The 16,480-nt window shown below is 73.7% G+C and carries 14 protein-coding genes; 10 read left to right on the top strand and 4 right to left on the bottom strand.

The window, feature by feature from the left end; all coding sequences use genetic code 11:
• Window positions 1-81 precede the first annotated feature (81 nt).
• On the bottom strand, window positions 82-867 hold the full coding sequence (locus tag PV796_RS11565; protein ID WP_274912867.1) for an amino acid ABC transporter ATP-binding protein: 786 nt from the start codon (window positions 865-867) through the stop codon (window positions 82-84).
• Window positions 868-1,148: 281 nt separating this feature from the next.
• On the opposite strand from PV796_RS11565, the gene PV796_RS11560 reads away from it, so the two are divergent.
• Window positions 1,149-1,892, top strand: a complete 744-nt coding sequence (locus PV796_RS11560; RefSeq protein WP_274912866.1) for a response regulator transcription factor — start codon at window positions 1,149-1,151, stop codon at window positions 1,890-1,892.
• A gap of 15 nt (window positions 1,893-1,907) precedes the next feature.
• Window positions 1,908-3,323, top strand: a complete 1,416-nt coding sequence (locus tag PV796_RS11555; RefSeq protein ID WP_274912865.1) for a sensor histidine kinase — start codon at window positions 1,908-1,910, stop codon at window positions 3,321-3,323.
• Between the two features lie 343 nt (window positions 3,324-3,666).
• Here PV796_RS11555 and PV796_RS11550 read toward each other — a convergent pair whose 3' ends face one another.
• Both PV796_RS11550 and PV796_RS11545 read right to left on the bottom strand, forming a co-directional pair.
• Window positions 3,667-4,659, bottom strand: a complete 993-nt coding sequence (locus PV796_RS11550; protein WP_274912864.1) for a TAXI family TRAP transporter solute-binding subunit — start codon at window positions 4,657-4,659, stop codon at window positions 3,667-3,669.
• A 48-nt stretch (window positions 4,660-4,707) separates the two neighbouring features.
• Window positions 4,708-5,646, bottom strand: a complete 939-nt coding sequence (locus PV796_RS11545) for a LysR family transcriptional regulator (protein ID WP_274912863.1) — start codon at window positions 5,644-5,646, stop codon at window positions 4,708-4,710.
• A 142-nt stretch (window positions 5,647-5,788) separates the two neighbouring features.
• Here PV796_RS11545 and PV796_RS11540 point away from each other — a divergent pair, with 142 nt between their 5' ends.
• From PV796_RS11540 to PV796_RS11530, 3 genes are all read left to right on the top strand, one after another.
• Complete coding sequence (locus tag PV796_RS11540; RefSeq protein WP_274912862.1) at window positions 5,789-6,403, top strand: maleylpyruvate isomerase family mycothiol-dependent enzyme; 615 nt, start codon at window positions 5,789-5,791, stop codon at window positions 6,401-6,403.
• 94 nt (window positions 6,404-6,497) lie between these two features.
• Complete coding sequence (gene miaB, locus PV796_RS11535) at window positions 6,498-8,006, top strand: tRNA (N6-isopentenyl adenosine(37)-C2)-methylthiotransferase MiaB (protein WP_376568047.1); 1,509 nt, start codon at window positions 6,498-6,500, stop codon at window positions 8,004-8,006.
• A 60-nt stretch (window positions 8,007-8,066) separates the two neighbouring features.
• The gene (locus tag PV796_RS11530; protein ID WP_274912861.1) at window positions 8,067-8,789 is read left to right on the top strand and encodes a class III extradiol dioxygenase subunit B-like domain-containing protein; all 723 of its coding nucleotides are present in this window, start codon (window positions 8,067-8,069) and stop codon (window positions 8,787-8,789) included.
• Between the two features lie 49 nt (window positions 8,790-8,838).
• Here PV796_RS11530 and PV796_RS11525 read toward each other — a convergent pair whose 3' ends face one another.
• Entirely contained in the window at window positions 8,839-9,384 is a 546-nt protein-coding gene (locus tag PV796_RS11525) for a hypothetical protein (protein ID WP_274912860.1), read from the bottom strand.
• Window positions 9,385-9,566: 182 nt separating this feature from the next.
• Between PV796_RS11525 and miaA the strand changes: the two genes are divergently transcribed.
• The 5 genes from miaA (at window position 9,567) to PV796_RS11500 (ending at window position 16,291) form a co-directional block, all read left to right on the top strand.
• On the top strand, window positions 9,567-10,505 hold the full coding sequence (gene miaA, locus PV796_RS11520; RefSeq protein ID WP_274912859.1) for a tRNA (adenosine(37)-N6)-dimethylallyltransferase MiaA: 939 nt from the start codon (window positions 9,567-9,569) through the stop codon (window positions 10,503-10,505).
• Between the two features lie 109 nt (window positions 10,506-10,614).
• Entirely contained in the window at window positions 10,615-11,169 is a 555-nt protein-coding gene (locus tag PV796_RS11515; RefSeq protein ID WP_274912858.1) for a hypothetical protein, read from the top strand.
• Window positions 11,170-11,234: 65 nt separating this feature from the next.
• Window positions 11,235-12,113 (top strand): diaminopimelate epimerase, encoded by an 879-nt coding sequence (gene dapF, locus PV796_RS11510; RefSeq protein WP_274912857.1) that lies wholly within the window; start codon window positions 11,235-11,237, stop codon window positions 12,111-12,113.
• A gap of 220 nt (window positions 12,114-12,333) precedes the next feature.
• On the top strand, window positions 12,334-14,490 hold the full coding sequence (locus PV796_RS11505; protein ID WP_274912856.1) for a RelA/SpoT family protein: 2,157 nt from the start codon (window positions 12,334-12,336) through the stop codon (window positions 14,488-14,490).
• Window positions 14,491-14,629: 139 nt separating this feature from the next.
• Complete coding sequence (locus PV796_RS11500; protein ID WP_274912855.1) at window positions 14,630-16,291, top strand: M1 family metallopeptidase; 1,662 nt, start codon at window positions 14,630-14,632, stop codon at window positions 16,289-16,291.
• The last annotated feature ends 189 nt before the right edge of the window (window positions 16,292-16,480 follow it).

The following is a 16,480-nucleotide window of genomic DNA, read 5'->3' as shown; positions in this document are numbered from 1 at the left end:
TTGTTCAGCAGATGGTGGAAATCACGAAGGCCCAACCGCGGCCCGTAGTGGGGGGAATTCAGGGTGAATTCAGGGGGGAAATCAGTGGTGGAGGATCTTCGAGAGGAAGTCCTTCGCCCGGTCGCTGCGCGGATTGGTGAAGAACTGGTTCGGCTCGGCCTCTTCGATGACCCTGCCGTCCGCCATGAAGACCACCCGGTTCGCCGCGGAGCGCGCGAACCCCATCTCGTGGGTGACCACGACCATCGTCATGCCGTCCCGGGCGAGTTGCTGCATGACCTCCAGCACCTCGTTGATCATCTCCGGGTCGAGCGCCGAGGTCGGCTCGTCGAAGAGCATCACCTTCGGGTCCATCGCCAGGGCGCGGGCGATGGCCACCCGCTGTTGCTGGCCGCCGGAGAGCTGCGCGGGGTACTTCTCCGCCTGGGCGCCGACGCCGACCCGGTCGAGCAGCGCCCGGGCCTTCTGCTCCGCGGTCGCCTTGTCGGTCTTGCGGACCTTGGTCTGGCCCAACACCACGTTCTCCAGCACCGTCTTGTGCGCGAAGAGGTTGAAGGACTGGAACACCATGCCCACATCGGCGCGCAGCCGGGCCAGTTCACGGCCCTCCTGGGGCAGCGGCTGGCCGTCGATGCTGATGCTGCCGGTGTCGACCGTCTCCAGGCGGTTGATGGTGCGGCAGAGCGTGGACTTGCCGGACCCGGAGGGCCCGATCACCACGACCACCTCGCCGCGCCGGATCGTCAGGTTGATGTCCTGGAGCACGTGCAGTGCGCCGAAGTGCTTGTTGACGTCGGCCAGCACGACCAACGGGTCTCCCGTGGGCGCAAGTCCCCCGGCGGTCTGGGTCACCGGTACTTCGCTCATCGGCGTAACGCTCCGTCCTCCTCGGTTGGGAGGACCCTAATGACGGCCTGCGACCAGCGTCATTACATCTGAGCGAGAATTGAGCATAACGATCCGGCCGCAAACGGAAGCGGAGCGTGAGGGTCGGGGTGGCCGGTCACGGGCGTCCGTACCGACGGTAGGTCGTCGGGGGTACCGGCTGGGTAACGGATGGTGCCCAGGAGGCGACCGCCTCTTGACGGGTGGCCCGCCCATCGCCGTAGATGCCCTGTGGCCCGTACGCGCACCGGAAGGAGGGCCGGATGAGACTGCTGCTCGTCGAGGACGACGATCACGTCGCCGCGGCCCTGTCCGCGGTGCTGGCCCGGCACGGCCTGACCGTCGTGCACGCCCGCAGCGGCGAGGAGGCGCTCCAGGCCCTGCTGCCGGACGATGCCGAGCCGTTCGCGGTGGTGCTGCTCGACCTCGGACTGCCCGACCAGGACGGCTTCGAGGTGTGCGGCCGGATCCGCCGGCTCTCCGCGACGCCGGTCATCATGGTCACCGCGCGCTCCGACGTCCGCTCCCGGATCCACGGCCTCAACCTCGGCGCCGACGACTACGTCGTCAAGCCCTACGACACCGGCGAACTGCTGGCCCGTATCCACGCGGTGAGCCGGCGCACCGGCGCCGTGGGCGGGCCCGGTGAGGCGGCGGTCGAGGAGGGCGGCCCCGGCGAGCCGCTGCGCCTCGGGCCGCTCACCGTCGAACTCCCCACCCGCCAGGTGTCCGTGGGCGGTGCCGTCGTCCCGCTCACCCGCAAGGAGTTCGACCTGCTGGCGCTGCTCGCGCAGCGGCCCGGTGTGGTCTTCCGCCGGGAGCAGATCATCAGCGAGGTGTGGCGGACGAGTTGGGAGGGCACCGGCCGCACGCTGGAGGTGCACATCGCCTCGCTCCGCGCGAAGTTGCGGATGCCGGCGCTGATCGAGACGGTGCGCGGCGTCGGCTACCGCCTGGTCGTGCCGGCCGCCGGCGTCGCCGCGGGCGCCCGGCCGCCGGCCTCCTGAGGGCTGCCCCGGCCCGTGCGCACTCGACTCCTCCCGCTCCTCATCGTCCTGATGGCCGGCGTGCTGCTGGCGCTCGGCATGCCACTGGGGGTGATCACCGCCGGCGTGGAGCAGCAGAAGGTGGTGGTCGACCGGATCGACGACGCGGCCCGGTTCGCCTCCCTCGCCCAGTTCGTCACCGCCCGCCCCGACGCTTCCGCCGGCGACAAGACCCCTGAGGAGGACGAGCGGTTGGCCACCCTCCGGGCCGAACTCACCCGCTACCACGCCCTCTACGGCATCCGCGCCGGCGTCTTCTACCGGGACCGCACCCCGATGGCCGCCGCCCCGCACGATCTGACGGTGCCCACGGGCGGCGAGAGCGCGCAGGCGTTCAGCGAGGCGCTGGCCGGCCGCCGCAGCCATGATCCGCACCAGGTCTGGCCCTGGGACGACGCCGGTTGGATCCCGGTCGCCTCGCCCGTCATCCGGGACGGCGACGTGGTCGCGGTGGTCGTCACCGACTCGCCCACCGGGCGGATGCGGGCCCGCATCCTGCACGAGTGGCTGGTGATCGCGGCGGGGGAGGCCGCGGCGATGTTGGTCGCGGTCGGCGCGGCGGTCCGGCTCACCGGCTGGGTGCTGCGGCCGGTGCGGGTGCTCGACGCGGCCAGCCACGACATCGCCACCGGCCGGATGAACGCCCGGGTGGCCGGCACCGCGGGGCCGCCCGAACTCCGCCGGCTGGCCCGCTCGTTCAACGAGATGGCCGACCACGTCGAGGACGTCCTGGAACAGCAGCGCGCCTTCGTCGCCGACGCCTCCCACCAACTGCGCAACCCGCTCTCGGCGCTGCTGCTGCGGATCGAGCTGCTGGCCCTCGAACTGCCCGAGGGCAACGAGGAGATCGCCTCGGTGCGCACCGAGGGCAAACGGCTGGCCCGGGTCCTGGACGACCTCCTCGACCTGGCGCTCGCCGAGCACTCCGCCGCCGACCTGAAGCTACTGGACGTCGCGGCGCTGGCCGCCGAACGGGTCGACGCCTGGCGCCCGTTGGCCGAGGACAAGGGCGTCCGTCTCACCTACGAGGGGCAGCCCGCGGTCACCGGTTGGGGCGACCCGGTCGCCCTCTCCAGCGCGCTGGACGCGGTTGTCGACAACGCCCTGAAGTTCACCCCGGCCGGGGAGCCGGTCACGGTGGCGGTGGCCCCCGACGGCGAACGCGTCACCATCACGGTGGCCGACCGCGGCCCCGGGCTGACCGAGGACGAACTGGCCCGGATCGGCGACCGGTTCTGGCGCAGCAACCGCCACCAGAACGTCTCCGGCTCCGGCCTCGGCCTGTCCATCACCCGCGCCCTGCTCGCCCCCGGCGGCGCCACCCTCGCCTATGCGCCCCACCCACCGCACGGCCTGGAGGTCACGGTCGCGGTACCACGCACGGGGTCTTGAGGGGTGAGGGCGCGGCGGGTCATTGCACCGAGCTGTTGTGCTGAGCCGTTGCCCGCCCATTGATGCGGTGTAATGCGGCGCAATGCGGCGAAGTAGCCCCGCCGCGGGCCACATTGGCCCGCGATTGCTCTGCGGTTGTCCTGGGATTGCGCCGCGATTGTGTCGACGCATTGCGTCACCGTGCGGGCGCAATCTGCTGGCGCAATGTGGCGCCGTCTCACCGCAATGACTCGGCATTGCTCGCATTGCACCGAGCCATTGCACCGACCTGCGCCCCGCATTGCGCCGGACGACGCGTGACTCACCGGGACTCACTGGAACTCACCGGGGCCCACCGGGCCACTCATTGCTTCACGGAGACGTAGTAATTCCGGGCGCCCCGGTGCAGCGGCAGCGGATCGGTGAACACCGCGGTCCGCAGGTCCACGTTCTGCGCCGCGTGCACCACGTGCCCGATCGCGTCCCGGCTGTCGATGACGGTCCTGGTGATCCCGAACGTCAGCGCGGCGTCCTCCCGGTCCGTGGTCACCAGCAGATTGGCCACCGCGATGGTCTTCACCGTCTGCCCGTTCTGGACCAGCGGATAGGCGTCGGCGGGCATCACCGCAGCTCGGTAGTAACGGGTCGGCGCGCCCTGCCGGTGCAGCGCCGGGATCAGGTCGCCGAGCTGCACCAACTGCACCGGGAAGCGCCGCGCCAGCCGCTGCACCGCCGTCGTCGGCAGCCCGCCGGACCAGAAGAACGCGTCCAGCTCGTGGTGCTCCAGCATCTCCGGCATCCGGTCGATGCCCACCCGCACCGGGACGATGTCCCGGTCGAAGTCCAGGCCGGCCGCCAACATCAGCCGCCGGGTGATCAGTTGGACGCCCGACCCGTCGGCGCCGACACCCACCCGCAACCCCCGCAGATCGGCGGCCGAGCGCACCGCCGAGCCCCGGGGCACCACCAACTGCATGTAGTCGTCGTAGAGCCGGGCGCAGGCCCGCAGCCGGTCCGCGCCGGGCTCGCGCCGGTCCTGGTAGGCGGCCACCGCATCCGCCGTGGCTATGGTGAACGAGGCCCGCCCGCTGGCCAGTTGGCGGAGGTTGTCCAGCGAGCCCTCGCTGCGTTGCAGCCGCACGTCGACCCCCGGCAGATCGCGTGCGAGGTCGTCCTTGAGGAGTTCCCCGTACCGCGCGTACACCCCGGTCGGGAGGCCGGTGGCCATCGTCACCCGTCCCCGGGGCGCGGGCGGCCGGCCCGGCTGCACGAACCACAGCACCAGCCCCAGGAGGGCCAGCGCCGCGGTCGCAGCGGTCAGCGCCCGGCGGCAGCCGGGTCGGGGGAGCGTTGCCATGGGCGAGATCCTGCCAGTCGCGACGCGCCTGCGGGAGGGGGTGAAACGTTACGTCTTCGCCTCCGTCCAGACACCCCTCCCGCCCGTTGTTCCCAAGGCCGTCCGCAGTCGCTCCAGTAGTGCCCGGGCCGCCGGCCCTGGTGGTCCGTCCGCCCGCCAGGCCAGCGCGATCCGGCCACGCGGCCGCGCCCCACGGAAGGACAGCGTCCGCAGCCCGGGTTCCCCCGCCGCGGCGGACTCCGGGACCACCGCCACGCCCAGACCGCGGGCCGCGAGCCCGACCAGCAGTTGTGGCCCGGCCGCCTCGAAGGCGATCCGCGGTCGGAACCCGGCGTCGGCGCAGGCGCGTTCCAGCACCCCGCGGATCCCGGTGCCGCGCGGCAGGCTGATCAGGGGGTGGTCGCGCAGCGCCGTCAGCGGGATCCGCCCGTCGTCCGCGACCGCCAGCAGTGGGCTGCCCGGGACGACCGCCGCCACCAGCGGCTCGTCGGCCACGATCTGGAACGACAGCCCCGCCGGCGGCTCCGCGTCGACGGTCCCCAGCAACGCCACGTCCAACTCGCCCCGTTGGAGCGCCGCGAGCATCCGCTCCGAGTTGTCCGCGGCGAGCGCGACGTCCACCTGGGGATGCACGTCGTGGAAGTCCGCCAACAGGGACGCCACCTCCGCCTCCCGCGCCGGCGCGGCCCCCGACACCAGCCCGAGGGTGACCTGGCCGCGCAGCAGCCCGGTGAACTCCGCCACCGTCTGCCGCGCCCCCTCGACGGCGGCCAGCGCGGCCCGGGCATACGGGAGCACGGCCGCGCCCACCTCGGTCAGCGTCACCGACCGTCCCGAGCGGTCCAACAGGGACTGCCCCAGCTCCCGTTCGAGCTGCCGGACCTGCGCGCTGATCCCCGGCTGCGCCAGGTGGAGACGGGCCGCGGCCCGGGTGAAGCTGGCCTCCTCCGCCACCGCGACGAAGTACTGCAACTGCCGAAGCTCCATGACCACGCATTCTGCAGCTCCATCACCACAAGTTCTAGGGGCGAGAAGAACAGGCTCTTGGACTTATGGCGGTAGCCGGCAAGATCCTGGAGACCTGCCGGCCCACCCGCCCACCGGGCCGGACCGTAGACGGGGAGGAACCATGGACATCCGCGCCGCGATCGCCGCCGAACGACGCGAGCTGGCCCACCTGTTGGACGCCCTCGCGCCCGAGCAGTGGGACGCGCTCACGCTGTGTACGGGCTGGCGGGTGCGGGAGGTCGCCGCCCACATGTCCATGGGTTTCCGCTACCCGTTCCCCCGGGTCGTCGCCGAGGTGGTCAGGGCCCGGGGCCTGCACCGGATGACCGACCGGCTCGCCCGTAAGGACGCCGCGGCCCTCCCACCGGCCGCCCTCGCCGCCGCCCTCCGGGACCACGCGCACCATCCCTGGACCCCGCCGGTCGGCGGCTTCACGGCGGCCCTGGGCCACGACGTCCTGCACGGCCTGGACATCGCCGTCCCGCTCGGCCTGGACCGCCGCGTCCCCGAGGACCGGCTACGGGTCCTCCTGGACGGCCTCACCCCGCGCGGCATGAAGTTCTTCGGCGTCGACCTCGACGGGGTGGCGCTGCACGCCGACGACCTCGACTGGTCCTACGGCACCGGCGACCCGCTCCGCGGCAGCGCCCAGGACCTGCTGCTGGTCGCGTTCGGACGGAAGCTCCCGCCCGGCCGGCTCCGCGGCGCGCCGCGGGCCCGCTTCGCCGCCGCGTAACGCCGTCCCGCCGGCCCCGCGGCACCGCCCCGCGCGCACGGCCGCCGAAGGCCCCGCCGGGAGCCCGTACCCTGGACGGGTGAGCGGTAACGACGTGGCCGGCGGAGCAGTGGCGGAAGTGAAAACGTACGAGGTGCGCACCTACGGGTGCCAGATGAACGTCCATGACTCCGAGCGGCTCTCGGGGTTGTTGGAGGGCGCGGGCTACGTACGGGCCCCTGAGGGCACCGGCGAGGGCGAGGCCGACGTCGTCGTCTTCAACACCTGCGCGGTGCGCGAGAACGCCGACAACCGGCTGTACGGCAACCTCGGCCGGCTCGCGCCGGTCAAGGCCCGGCGGCCCGGTATGCAGATCGCGGTCGGCGGCTGTCTGGCCCAGAAGGACCGCGACACCATCGTGAAGAAGGCGCCCTGGGTGGACGTCGTCTTCGGCACGCACAACATCGGAAAGCTGCCCGTCCTCCTGGAGCGCGCCCGCGTCCAGGAGGAGGCGCAGGTCGAGATCGCCGACTCGCTGGAGGCGTTCCCGTCCACGCTGCCGACCCGCCGGGAGAGCGCCTACGCGGCCTGGGTCTCCATCTCGGTCGGCTGCAACAACACCTGCACCTTCTGCATCGTCCCGGCCCTGCGCGGCAAGGAGAAGGACCGCCGGCCCGGCGACATCCTCGCCGAGGTCGAGGCGCTGGTCGCCGAGGGCGTCTCCGAGATCACCCTGCTCGGCCAGAACGTCAACGCCTACGGCTCCGACATCGGCGACCGCGAGGCGTTCAGCAAGCTGCTGCGGGCCTGCGGCTCGATCGAGGGGCTGGAGCGGGTCCGCTTCACCTCCCCGCACCCGCGCGACTTCACCGACGACGTGATCGCGGCGATGGCCGAGACGCCCAACGCGATGCCGCAGCTCCACATGCCGCTCCAGTCGGGCTCGGACACCGTCCTGAAGGCGATGCGCCGCTCGTACCGCCAGGAGCGCTACCTCGGCATCATCGAGAAGGTGCGCGCCGCCATCCCGCACGCGGCCATCACCACCGACATCATCGTGGGCTTCCCCGGCGAGACCGAGGAGGACTTCGAGCAGACCATGCACGTCGTCCGCGAGGCCCGGTTCTCCCAGGCGTTCACCTTCCAGTACTCCAAGCGGCCCGGCACCCCGGCCGCCGAGATGGACGGCCAGATCCCCAAGGAGGTCGTGCAGGCCCGCTACGAGCGCCTGGTCGCCCTCCAGGAGGAGATCTCCTGGGAGGAGAACAAGAAGCAGGTCGGCCGCACCCTGGAGCTGATGGTCGCGGAGGGCGAGGGACGCAAGGACGGCGCCACCCAGCGGCTCTCCGGCCGCGCGCCCGACAACCGCCTGGTCCACTTCAGCAAGCCGGACCAGCCGGTGCGCCCCGGTGACGTGGTCACCGTCGAGGTCACCTACGCCGCCCCGCACCACCTCCTGGCCGAGGGCCCCGTCCTGGATGTCCGCCGCACCCGCGCCGGCGACGCCTGGGAGAGGCGCAACGCGGCGGAGGCGGCCAAGCCGGCCGGGGTGATGCTCGGTCTGCCGAAGATCGGTGCCCCCGAGCCGCTGCCGGCCGCCGCGCCGGGCTGCGGCTGCGACTGATCTCGACCGCCCCCACCAACTCGTGGACGGGCGCGGGGAGCCTGGCGTTACGCTGCGTGCATGCTCGTAGCCGCCGCTCTCTGCCCCTGTCCGCCGCTGCTCGTCCCCGAGGTCGCCGCGGGCGCCGCACCGGAGCTCGACCCGTTGCGGGCCGCCTGTGTGGACGCCGTAGGGGTGCTCGCCGCGGCCCGCCCCGACCGGCTGGTGGTGCTCGGCCCGGTTACCGACGAGGCCGACGCGGGGCGGTATCCGCAGGGCGCCCCCGGTTCGTTCCGCGGTTTCGGGGTGGACCTCGACGTGACGCTGGGGGCCGCCGGGGCGCAACTACCGGCTGACGGACGGCAGTTGCCGCCCTCACTGGCCGTCGGTGCCTGGCTGCTGTCCCGTACAGCATGGGCCGATGCGCCCCTGGAGGGGCTGGGGGTGGCCGAGCGGCTGCCGCTCGACCGCTGCCTGCCGCGGGGCCGGGAGCTCGCCGACTCCGCGTCCCGGGTGGCGCTGCTGGTGCTCGGCGACGGCAGCGCGCGCCGCTCGGTCAAGGCGCCCGGCTACCTCGACGAGCGGGCCGAACCGTTCGACACCGCCGCGGCCCGCGCGCTGGGCGCCGCAGACACCGGGGCGCTGGCCGCCCTGGACGCCGATCTCGCCGCCGACCTCCTGGTCTCCGGGCGGTCCTGCTGGCAGGTCCTCGCGGGCGCCGCCGAGGGCGCCGGGCTGCGCGGCCAACTGCTGCGCGAGGAGGCCCCGTACGGCGTCGGGTACGTCGTGGCCGCCTGGTCGTAGCCGGCGGCGCGGCCGGGCACGCGGCCCGGCCGCACCCGGCCGCGGGCGGCTACTGCCGCGTGCCCTCGCCGGCCGGGCGGTCCGCAGCGGCCCGCCCCGACTGCTGCCGCGGGATCCCGGCCCCGCCCTCCGCGACGACCGCCGCGACGGGCTCCGGCGCCGCCCCGTCCCCCGCCGCATCGACGGCGTCCTGCGCGGCCTCGTCCGGCGCCGCGGCCTCCACCGGCTCCTCGTCCACCGGGGCCTCAGGCTGGACCTCCGCACCGGCCTCGGCCGCCCCTGCTTCCGAGTCCGTCGCCTCGCCCGCCGGCGCATCCGCCGGCGTATTCGGCTCCGCGCCCGCGTCCGAGCCGGTCGCCGGCTCTCCGACCCGATCCTGCGCTCCGTCCCGGGCGTCGTCCGGTGTGCCGTCCTCCGCCGCCTGCGCTCCCGGCTCCGACGGGGTCGGCGCCGCCGGCCCGGACGCCTCCGGGGCGACCGCGTCGTCCGTCCCCGGTGCCGCCTCCGCCGCGGCCTGCGCCCCCGTTTCCGCCGCCGCGGCGCTCTCCTGCACCGCGTCGTCCTTGCGCCGGCGGAACCGCGAAAACACGCCCATAACTGCTCCTACGCTCCTCGTGTGGGGGAAATCCCTCGTCGCCCGGAGCGTCCGCTTGCGCCGCCCGACGGGCCCCGGCAGCGCACCGGCGTTCGGGATCTCGTCATCTGGCAACGAGACCGCAGGAGCGCCGTCACGTCGCTCGTTCGAGATGACCCCATGAGGTTTGCGAGACTGACGGGGTGAACACCGTCGCCCCCGCACCGCGGGTCATCGCCGTCGTCGGCCCCACCGCGGCCGGAAAGTCCGACCTGGGCGTCGCGCTCGCCCAACACCTGGGCGGCGAGGTCATCAACGCCGACTCGATGCAGCTCTACCGGGGCATGGACATCGGCACTGCCAAGCTCACCCTTGAGGAGCGGCAGGGCGTCCCGCACCACCTCCTGGACATCTGGGACGTCACCCGCGCGGCCAACGTCGCCGAGTACCAGCGGCTGGCCCGCGCCGAGATCGACCGGCTGCTGGCCGAGGGCCGCACCCCGGTCCTGGTCGGCGGCTCCGGCCTCTACGTACGCGGCGCCCTGGACGCCCTGGAATTCCCCGGCACCGACCCCGCCATCCGCGCCCGTCTGGAGGCCGAACTCGCCGAGCTGGGCAGCGGCGCGCTGCACGCCCGGCTCACCGCCGCCGACCCTGAGGCCGCGCGCGCCATCCTGGCCAGCAACGGCCGCCGGATCGTGCGCGCCCTGGAGGTCATCGAGATCACCGGCCGCCCGTTCACCGCCAACCTCCCTGGCCACGAAGCCATTTACGACACCCTCCAGATCGGCGTGGACGTCGAACGCCCCGAGCTCGACGAGCGGATCGCGACCCGGGTCGACCGGATGTGGGAGGCCGGACTGGTCGACGAGGTGCGCCGGTTGGAGGGCGAGGGGCTGCGCGAGGGCCGCACCGCCTCCCGGGCGCTGGGCTACCAGCAGGTGCTCGCCCACCTGGCCGGGGAGTGCACCGAGCAGCAGGCGCGGGACGAGACGGTGCGCGCCACCAAGCGCTTCGCGCGCCGCCAGGACTCCTGGTTCCGCCGGGACCCGCGGGTGCACTGGCTGAGTGGCGCGGCGGACCGCCGGGCCGAGCTCCCGGCCCTGGCACTGGCGTTGCTCGAACGACCGGTCACAGCCTGATCACGTCATGGCATCGGGACGCTCCGGCCGTCATCCGGGCCCCTGAGGCCGTGTCATCATCGACCATCGATCGAGGCGTGCAATCTGGCAGTGGGGAGGGCGCGTGGCAATGGAGGCCAGCCCTCGCAACAGAGCCCAACAGTCGGACCGGGACGGCACCGGTGCGGCACCGCCGCCCGAGGGCGACCGGGCGGTCCACGACACCCACCAGCCGCCGCACGACCGCTCCGACGCCCCCGATGACGGCATCGCGGACGGCCACCCGGCCACCCTCGACGCCTCCGACGGCCCCGACGCGGAGCCGGCCCCGGCTCCCGAGGGCGGGGAGTCCTTCCGCGATCTGCGCCCGCCCCGGCGGCTGCGCTGGTGGCAGCTCGCCCCGATCGTGGCGCTGGCCGCCCTCGGCTCGCTGATGTTCGCCTTCCCGCTGGCCTTCGAGCTCGGCGGCGACGGCGGCGCGGTGATCGCGATGCTCGGCCTGCTGCTGTGCTGCTGCGCCGCGGGCACCGGCATGATGGCCGCCCGCCGGGTCGGTCACACCTGGCCCGGCCTCCCGGTCCGCGGCTCCGGGCGCCGCGCCAACTGGCGGGTGGTGCTGCTCTACGCCACCGTGGTCGCCGTGCTCGCCGCGCTGGCCATCTGGCGGGTCGCCCGCCTCCGCTGAGGCCCGTTGTCCACAGGCCCGCGCCCCGTCCGGCCGGTGCCGCGTCCTCCCCGTAGGATTCAGGAGTGACCAGCACCCAGCGCATCGCCTTCCTCAAGGGCCACGGCACCGAGAACGACTTCGTGATCGTCCCGGATCCCGACGGCCGGCTCGACGTCCCCGCGACCGCCGTCGCGAGGATCTGCGACCGCCGCGCCGGAGTGGGTGGCGACGGCCTGCTGCGCGTCGTGCGATCGGCCGCGCATCCCGAGGCCCGGGCGATGGCCGACGAGGCCGAGTGGTTCATGGACTACCGCAACGGCGACGGCTCGATCGCCGAGATGTGCGGCAACGGTGTCCGGGTCTTCGCCCGGTACCTCCTGCACGCCGGCCTGGTCGAGGCCGGCGATCTGGCGATCGCCACCCGCGCCGGAGTGCGCCGGGTCCACCTCGCCAAGTCCGGTGACGTCACGGTCTCCATGGGGCGCGCCGCGCTGCCCGAGGAGGGCGTGGTGGTCGAGGTCGACGGCCGCACTTGGCCGGCCCGCAACGTCAACATGGGCAATCCGCACGCCGTCGCGTTCGTCGAGGACCTGGCGCACGCCGGGGAGCTGCGCGAGCAGCCGCAGTTCGGCCCGGCCGAGGTGTATCCGGAGGGCGTCAACATCGAGTTCGTCGTGGACCGCGGCCCGCGTCACGTGGCGATGCGGGTGCACGAGCGCGGCTCCGGCGAGACCCGGTCCTGTGGCACCGGCGCCTGCGCGGTGGCCGTCGCCACCGCCCGCCGGGACGGCCTGGACCCGGCCGCGACCGGCACCCCGGTGACGTACACCGTCGACGTGCTGGGCGGCGCGCTGACCATCACCGAGCTGCCGGACGGCACGGTCGAGATGACCGGCCCGGCCGTGATCGTCGCCGAGGGCACCTTCGCGCCGGAGTGGCTGACCGGCGCGCTCGCCGGCTGACGGGGGCGGCCGGGGGCGCCGGAGCACGCCCCTCGGCCAGGGGAAGCGGTTTCGGCGAGAAGAAACGATTCCGGCCAGAAACTTCCCTCGAAGGGGTGGTCCGATTCACGCTGAGCGAGAGGCGGACAGCGCTGCGTGATGGGCTCGGTAGCATCAAGCACCGGCCCAGGCGCACGAACTGACGACGCCCCACCGCCGGTCGACGCCGCCGGAGGTGCCCATGAGCGCAGAGGCCACGAACCCTGGTAACCCGGAAACAGCCGGCCGTTGGCGCGGCGGCCCCCGGCCGGCGCTCCGGGGGCTGCGCCGCATCGGCCGCGCCGCACTGCTCGGCCCGCCTCCGCGCGACGGACTCCCCGACGCCCTGGAACACGTCGCCAAGGTGCACCGCCACCACCATCCCGACGCCGACTTGGACACCCTCAGCAGGGCGTACCAGCGCGCCGAGACCTCGCACCGCGGCCAGTTGCGCAAGAGCGGGGAGCCGTACATCACCCACCCGCTCGCGGTCACCCTGATCCTCGCCGAACTGGGCGCGGAGACCACGACGTTGACCGCCTCGCTGCTCCACGACACCGTCGAGGACACCGAGATGACGCTCGATCAGGTGCGGGCGGAGTTCGGCGCCGAGGTCTGCTACCTGGTCGACGGCGTCACCAAACTGGAGAAGGTCGACTACGGCACGGCCGCCGAACCCGAGACCTTCCGCAAGATGCTCGTCGCCACCGGCAACGACGTGCGGGTGATGTCCATCAAACTGGCCGACCGGCTGCACAACATGCGCACCCTCGGCGTGATGCGCCCGGAGAAGCAGGCCCGGATCGCCGGCGTCACCCGCGACGTGCTCATCCCGCTCGCCGAACGCCTGGGCGTCCAGGCGCTCAAGACCGAGTTGGAGGACCTGGTCTTCGCGGTGCTGCACCCCGAGGAGTACGCCGAGACCCAGCAGTTGGTGGCGTCCTACGCCGGCCGCCCCGACCCGCTCGCCACGATCGCCGGCCGGGCCCGGGCGGTGCTGGCCGACGCCGGCATCGACGCCCAAGTCCTCGTCCGGCCGCGGCACTTCGTCTCCGTGCACCGGGTCCTGCTGGCGCGCGGCCGGCTCACCGGCGCGGACCTCGGTCGGCTGCTGGTCCTGGTGACCGAGGACGCCGACTGCTATGCCGTCCTGGGGGAGTTGCACACCTGCTTCACCCCGGTGGTCTCGGAGTTCAAGGACTTCATCGCCACCCCCAAGTTCAACCTCTACCAGTCGCTGCACACCGCCATCACCGGCACCGGCGGCGATGTCGCCGAGACGCTGATCCGCACCCACCGGATGCACCGGGTCGCCGAGGCCGGCGTGATCGCCCTGGGCAACCCGTACGCCCCCACCGACGGCGCGGACGCCCCCGAGGGCGAGCGGGCCGACCCAACCCGCCCCGGCTGGCTCGACCGGCTCCTGGACTGGCAGCGCACCACCCCGGACCCGGACACCTTCTGGACCTCGCTCCGCGACGATCTCGCCCAGGAAGGAGAGATCGCCGTCTTCTGCACCGACGCCGCCGCGGACGGCCCCGGCACCCCCATCGGGCTGCCTGCCGGGGCGAGTTGCGTGGACGCCGCCTACGCCCGGTACGGCGAGGCCGCGCACGGCTGCATCGGCGCCCGGGTCAACGGCCGCCTCGCCACCCTCGGCACGGTCCTGCACGACGGCGATGGCCTCCACCTGCTGATGGCCCAGGACTCCGCCGGCCCCTCGCCGGAGTGGCTCGACCACGCCCGCACGCCGGCCGCCCGGCTCGCCATCGCCCGCTGGCTGGCCCGGCCCGAGGGCCCCGGTGGTGAGCCGGCCGTCGCGCCCGCCGGCCGTCGCAGCGAACGCCGCCGCTCTCCCGGCCACCGTCCCGCCGGCCCGGAGCGCGCACCGGCCGCCTCGGGCCTCGCGGTGGCCGATCTGCCCGGCGCCACCGTCCGGTTGGCCGGCTGCTGCACCCCGGTGCCACCGGACACCGTCACCGGCTTCGCGGTCCGCGGCGGCACGGTCACCGTGCACCGCGCCCTGTGTCCGGCGGTGGCCCGGATGGCGGCGATGGGGCGGCAGCCGGTCGGGGTGCGCTGGCGGGGTGCCGGCAAGGGCGGCCCCGGTTGTCGGGTGACGCTGCTGGCCGAGGCGTTCAGCCGGCCGCACCTGCTGCCCGACCTCACCGAGGCGATCGCCGCGCAGGGCGTCGCCGTGGTCTCCGCCGCCGTGGAGCCCCCGCACGAGCAACTGGTCCGGCACACCTACACCCTTCACCTGCCGCACGCCGACGGACTGCCCTCCCTGATGCGCGCGATGCGCCAGGTGCCCGGCGTCTTCGACGTGGTCCGGGCCGCCACGACCGTGCGCTCCTAGGGGCCGCTCGAAGGGCACCGCGCACCCGGGGACAGATCGGGCGCACGGGCGCAAGCCGGATGGCGCACGTGCCGCTCGTTCGGGTGCCGTCCTGCCGTGCCGTCCACCCGCGGGCGGGCCGCGCTGATAGCGGTAGCCCATGTCCGTTCCCTTGCGCCGTCCCTCCCGCGAGCCCGACGGGCCCGCCCCCCACCGCACCGCCGGCCGTTCCGCGTCCGGGCGGGCCCGCCCGCACCGCGGCCGGACCCCCCGCCGGGCCGCCGCCCTCGGCCTCGCGATCGCCGCCACGCTCGCCGCGGCCCCGCCGCCTCCCGAGCCGGAGGGCATCGGCGACCGCCTCTTCCCGACGCTCGGCGACCCCGGCTACCACGTCACCTCGTACGACATCTCCATGGACTACTCGGGCCACAACGACCGGCCGCTGGACGCGGTCACCGTCATCAACGCCCGGGCCGCCGCCAACCTCGACCACGTCAACCTCGACTTCGCCGCCGGCTCGGTGAGTTCCGTCCTCGTCAACGGCCTGCCCGCCCGGTACGAGCAGGCCGGTGAGCACCTGGTGCTCACCCCGACCGCGCACGTCTCCCCCGGCCAGCAGTTGCGGGTCGTCGTCCACCACACCAGCGACCCGCGGGGCAAGGGCAACGGCGGCTGGATCCGCACCAAGGACGGGCTGGCGATGGCCAATCAGGCCGATGCCGCGCACCGGGTGTTCCCCTGCAACGACCACCCCTCCGACAAGGCGTACTTCACCTTCCACATCACCGCGCCGCGCGGCCTGACGGCGGTCGCCAACGGGCTGCCCGTCGGGGAGGGCACCCGCGGCCCGCGCCGCACCTGGTCGTACCGCACCGCCCACCCCATGGCCACCGAACTCGCCCAGGTCTCCATCGGGCGGTCCGTCGTGCTGTCGCACCGCGGGCCGCACGGGCTGCCGCTGCGCGACGTCGTCGCCGCCGGCGACCGGGGCCCGCTCGCCCGTTGGCTCGCCAAGACGCCGGAGCAGGTGGCCTGGATGGAGCGGAAGGTCGGGCCGTTCCCGTTCGAGACGTACGGGGTGCTGATCGCCGACGCCAGCACCGGCTTCGAGTTGGAGACCCAGACCCTCTCGCTCTTCGAGAAGCGACTGTTCGGCATCGCCCAACTGCCTGACTGGTACGTGGAGTCGGTGATGGTGCACGAGCTGTCCCACCAGTGGTTCGGCGACAGCGTCAGCCCCCGCCGCTGGTCCGACGTCTGGCTCAACGAGGCCCACGCCACCTGGTACGAGGCCCTCTACGCCCAGGAGAAGGGCGGCGCCCGCGTCTCCATGGAGGCCAGGATGCGCCACGCCTACCAGATGTCCGACGGGTGGCGGGCGGAGGCCGGCCCGCCGGCCCTGCCCAAGGTCCCCGACCAGGGCCGCAAGATCGGCATCTTCCGCCCGATGATCTACGACGGCAGCGCCCTGGTGCTGTACGCCCTGCGGGACAAGATGGGCCAGGCCGGCTTCGACCGCCTGGAGCGGGAGTGGGTGGCCAAGCACCGCGACGGGGTGGCCGGCACCGCCGACTTCATCAACCTCGCCTCCGAGGTTTACGGCCACAACCTCTCCGGCTTCTTCTGGGACTGGCTCTACGGCGCCAAGACCCCGCCGATGCCCGGCCATCCCGACTGGAAGCCCCAGGCGGCGACCCAGAAGGCCCCGGTGAACGGGAGGGCCGGGACACCGGGGCGGACGCCGGCGAACGGCAAGTCCGCGCACACCAGGGGAGGGCGAGCCCCGGGCACACCCGGTGCACCACACCTCCACAAGCGGTGACCGCCGGCCGGGAACGGGCGGCCCGGGGGCGAAAACCCGTGGTTTCCGTTCGCGGGGGAACCACCCGGAAACCCGCGTGACGCCCGTCTCCCGGCCGTGCGACCATCAACGGGTCGACGACGGCCGGCCCCGGGAATCTCCGGGACGGCCCGGACGTTGACCAAAGCGAACGGCACAGCCACCGCCAGC

It is taken from the genome of Streptomyces sp. WZ-12 (assembly GCF_028898845.1).
GTDB lineage: Bacteria > Actinomycetota > Actinomycetes > Streptomycetales > Streptomycetaceae > Streptomyces.
This window is presented reverse-complemented; position numbering and strand designations above follow the sequence as displayed.

Excerpts from the sequence above, each read along its gene's own strand:
- PV796_RS11565 (WP_274912867.1), bottom strand. The coding sequence starts at position 867 with ATGAGCGAAGTACCGGTGACCCAGACCGCCGGGGGACTTGCGCCCACG.
- PV796_RS11560 (WP_274912866.1), top strand. The coding sequence starts at position 1,149 with ATGAGACTGCTGCTCGTCGAGGACGACGATCACGTCGCCGCGGCCCTG.
- PV796_RS11550 (WP_274912864.1), bottom strand. The coding sequence starts at position 4,659 with ATGGCAACGCTCCCCCGACCCGGCTGCCGCCGGGCGCTGACCGCTGCG.
- PV796_RS11545 (WP_274912863.1), bottom strand. The coding sequence starts at position 5,646 with ATGGAGCTTCGGCAGTTGCAGTACTTCGTCGCGGTGGCGGAGGAGGCC.
- PV796_RS11540 (WP_274912862.1), top strand. The coding sequence starts at position 5,789 with ATGGACATCCGCGCCGCGATCGCCGCCGAACGACGCGAGCTGGCCCAC.
- PV796_RS11530 (WP_274912861.1), top strand. The coding sequence starts at position 8,067 with ATGCTCGTAGCCGCCGCTCTCTGCCCCTGTCCGCCGCTGCTCGTCCCC.
- PV796_RS11525 (WP_274912860.1), bottom strand. The coding sequence starts at position 9,384 with ATGGGCGTGTTTTCGCGGTTCCGCCGGCGCAAGGACGACGCGGTGCAG.
- PV796_RS11515 (WP_274912858.1), top strand. The coding sequence starts at position 10,615 with ATGGAGGCCAGCCCTCGCAACAGAGCCCAACAGTCGGACCGGGACGGC.
- PV796_RS11505 (WP_274912856.1), top strand. The coding sequence starts at position 12,334 with ATGAGCGCAGAGGCCACGAACCCTGGTAACCCGGAAACAGCCGGCCGT.
- PV796_RS11500 (WP_274912855.1), top strand. The coding sequence starts at position 14,630 with ATGTCCGTTCCCTTGCGCCGTCCCTCCCGCGAGCCCGACGGGCCCGCC.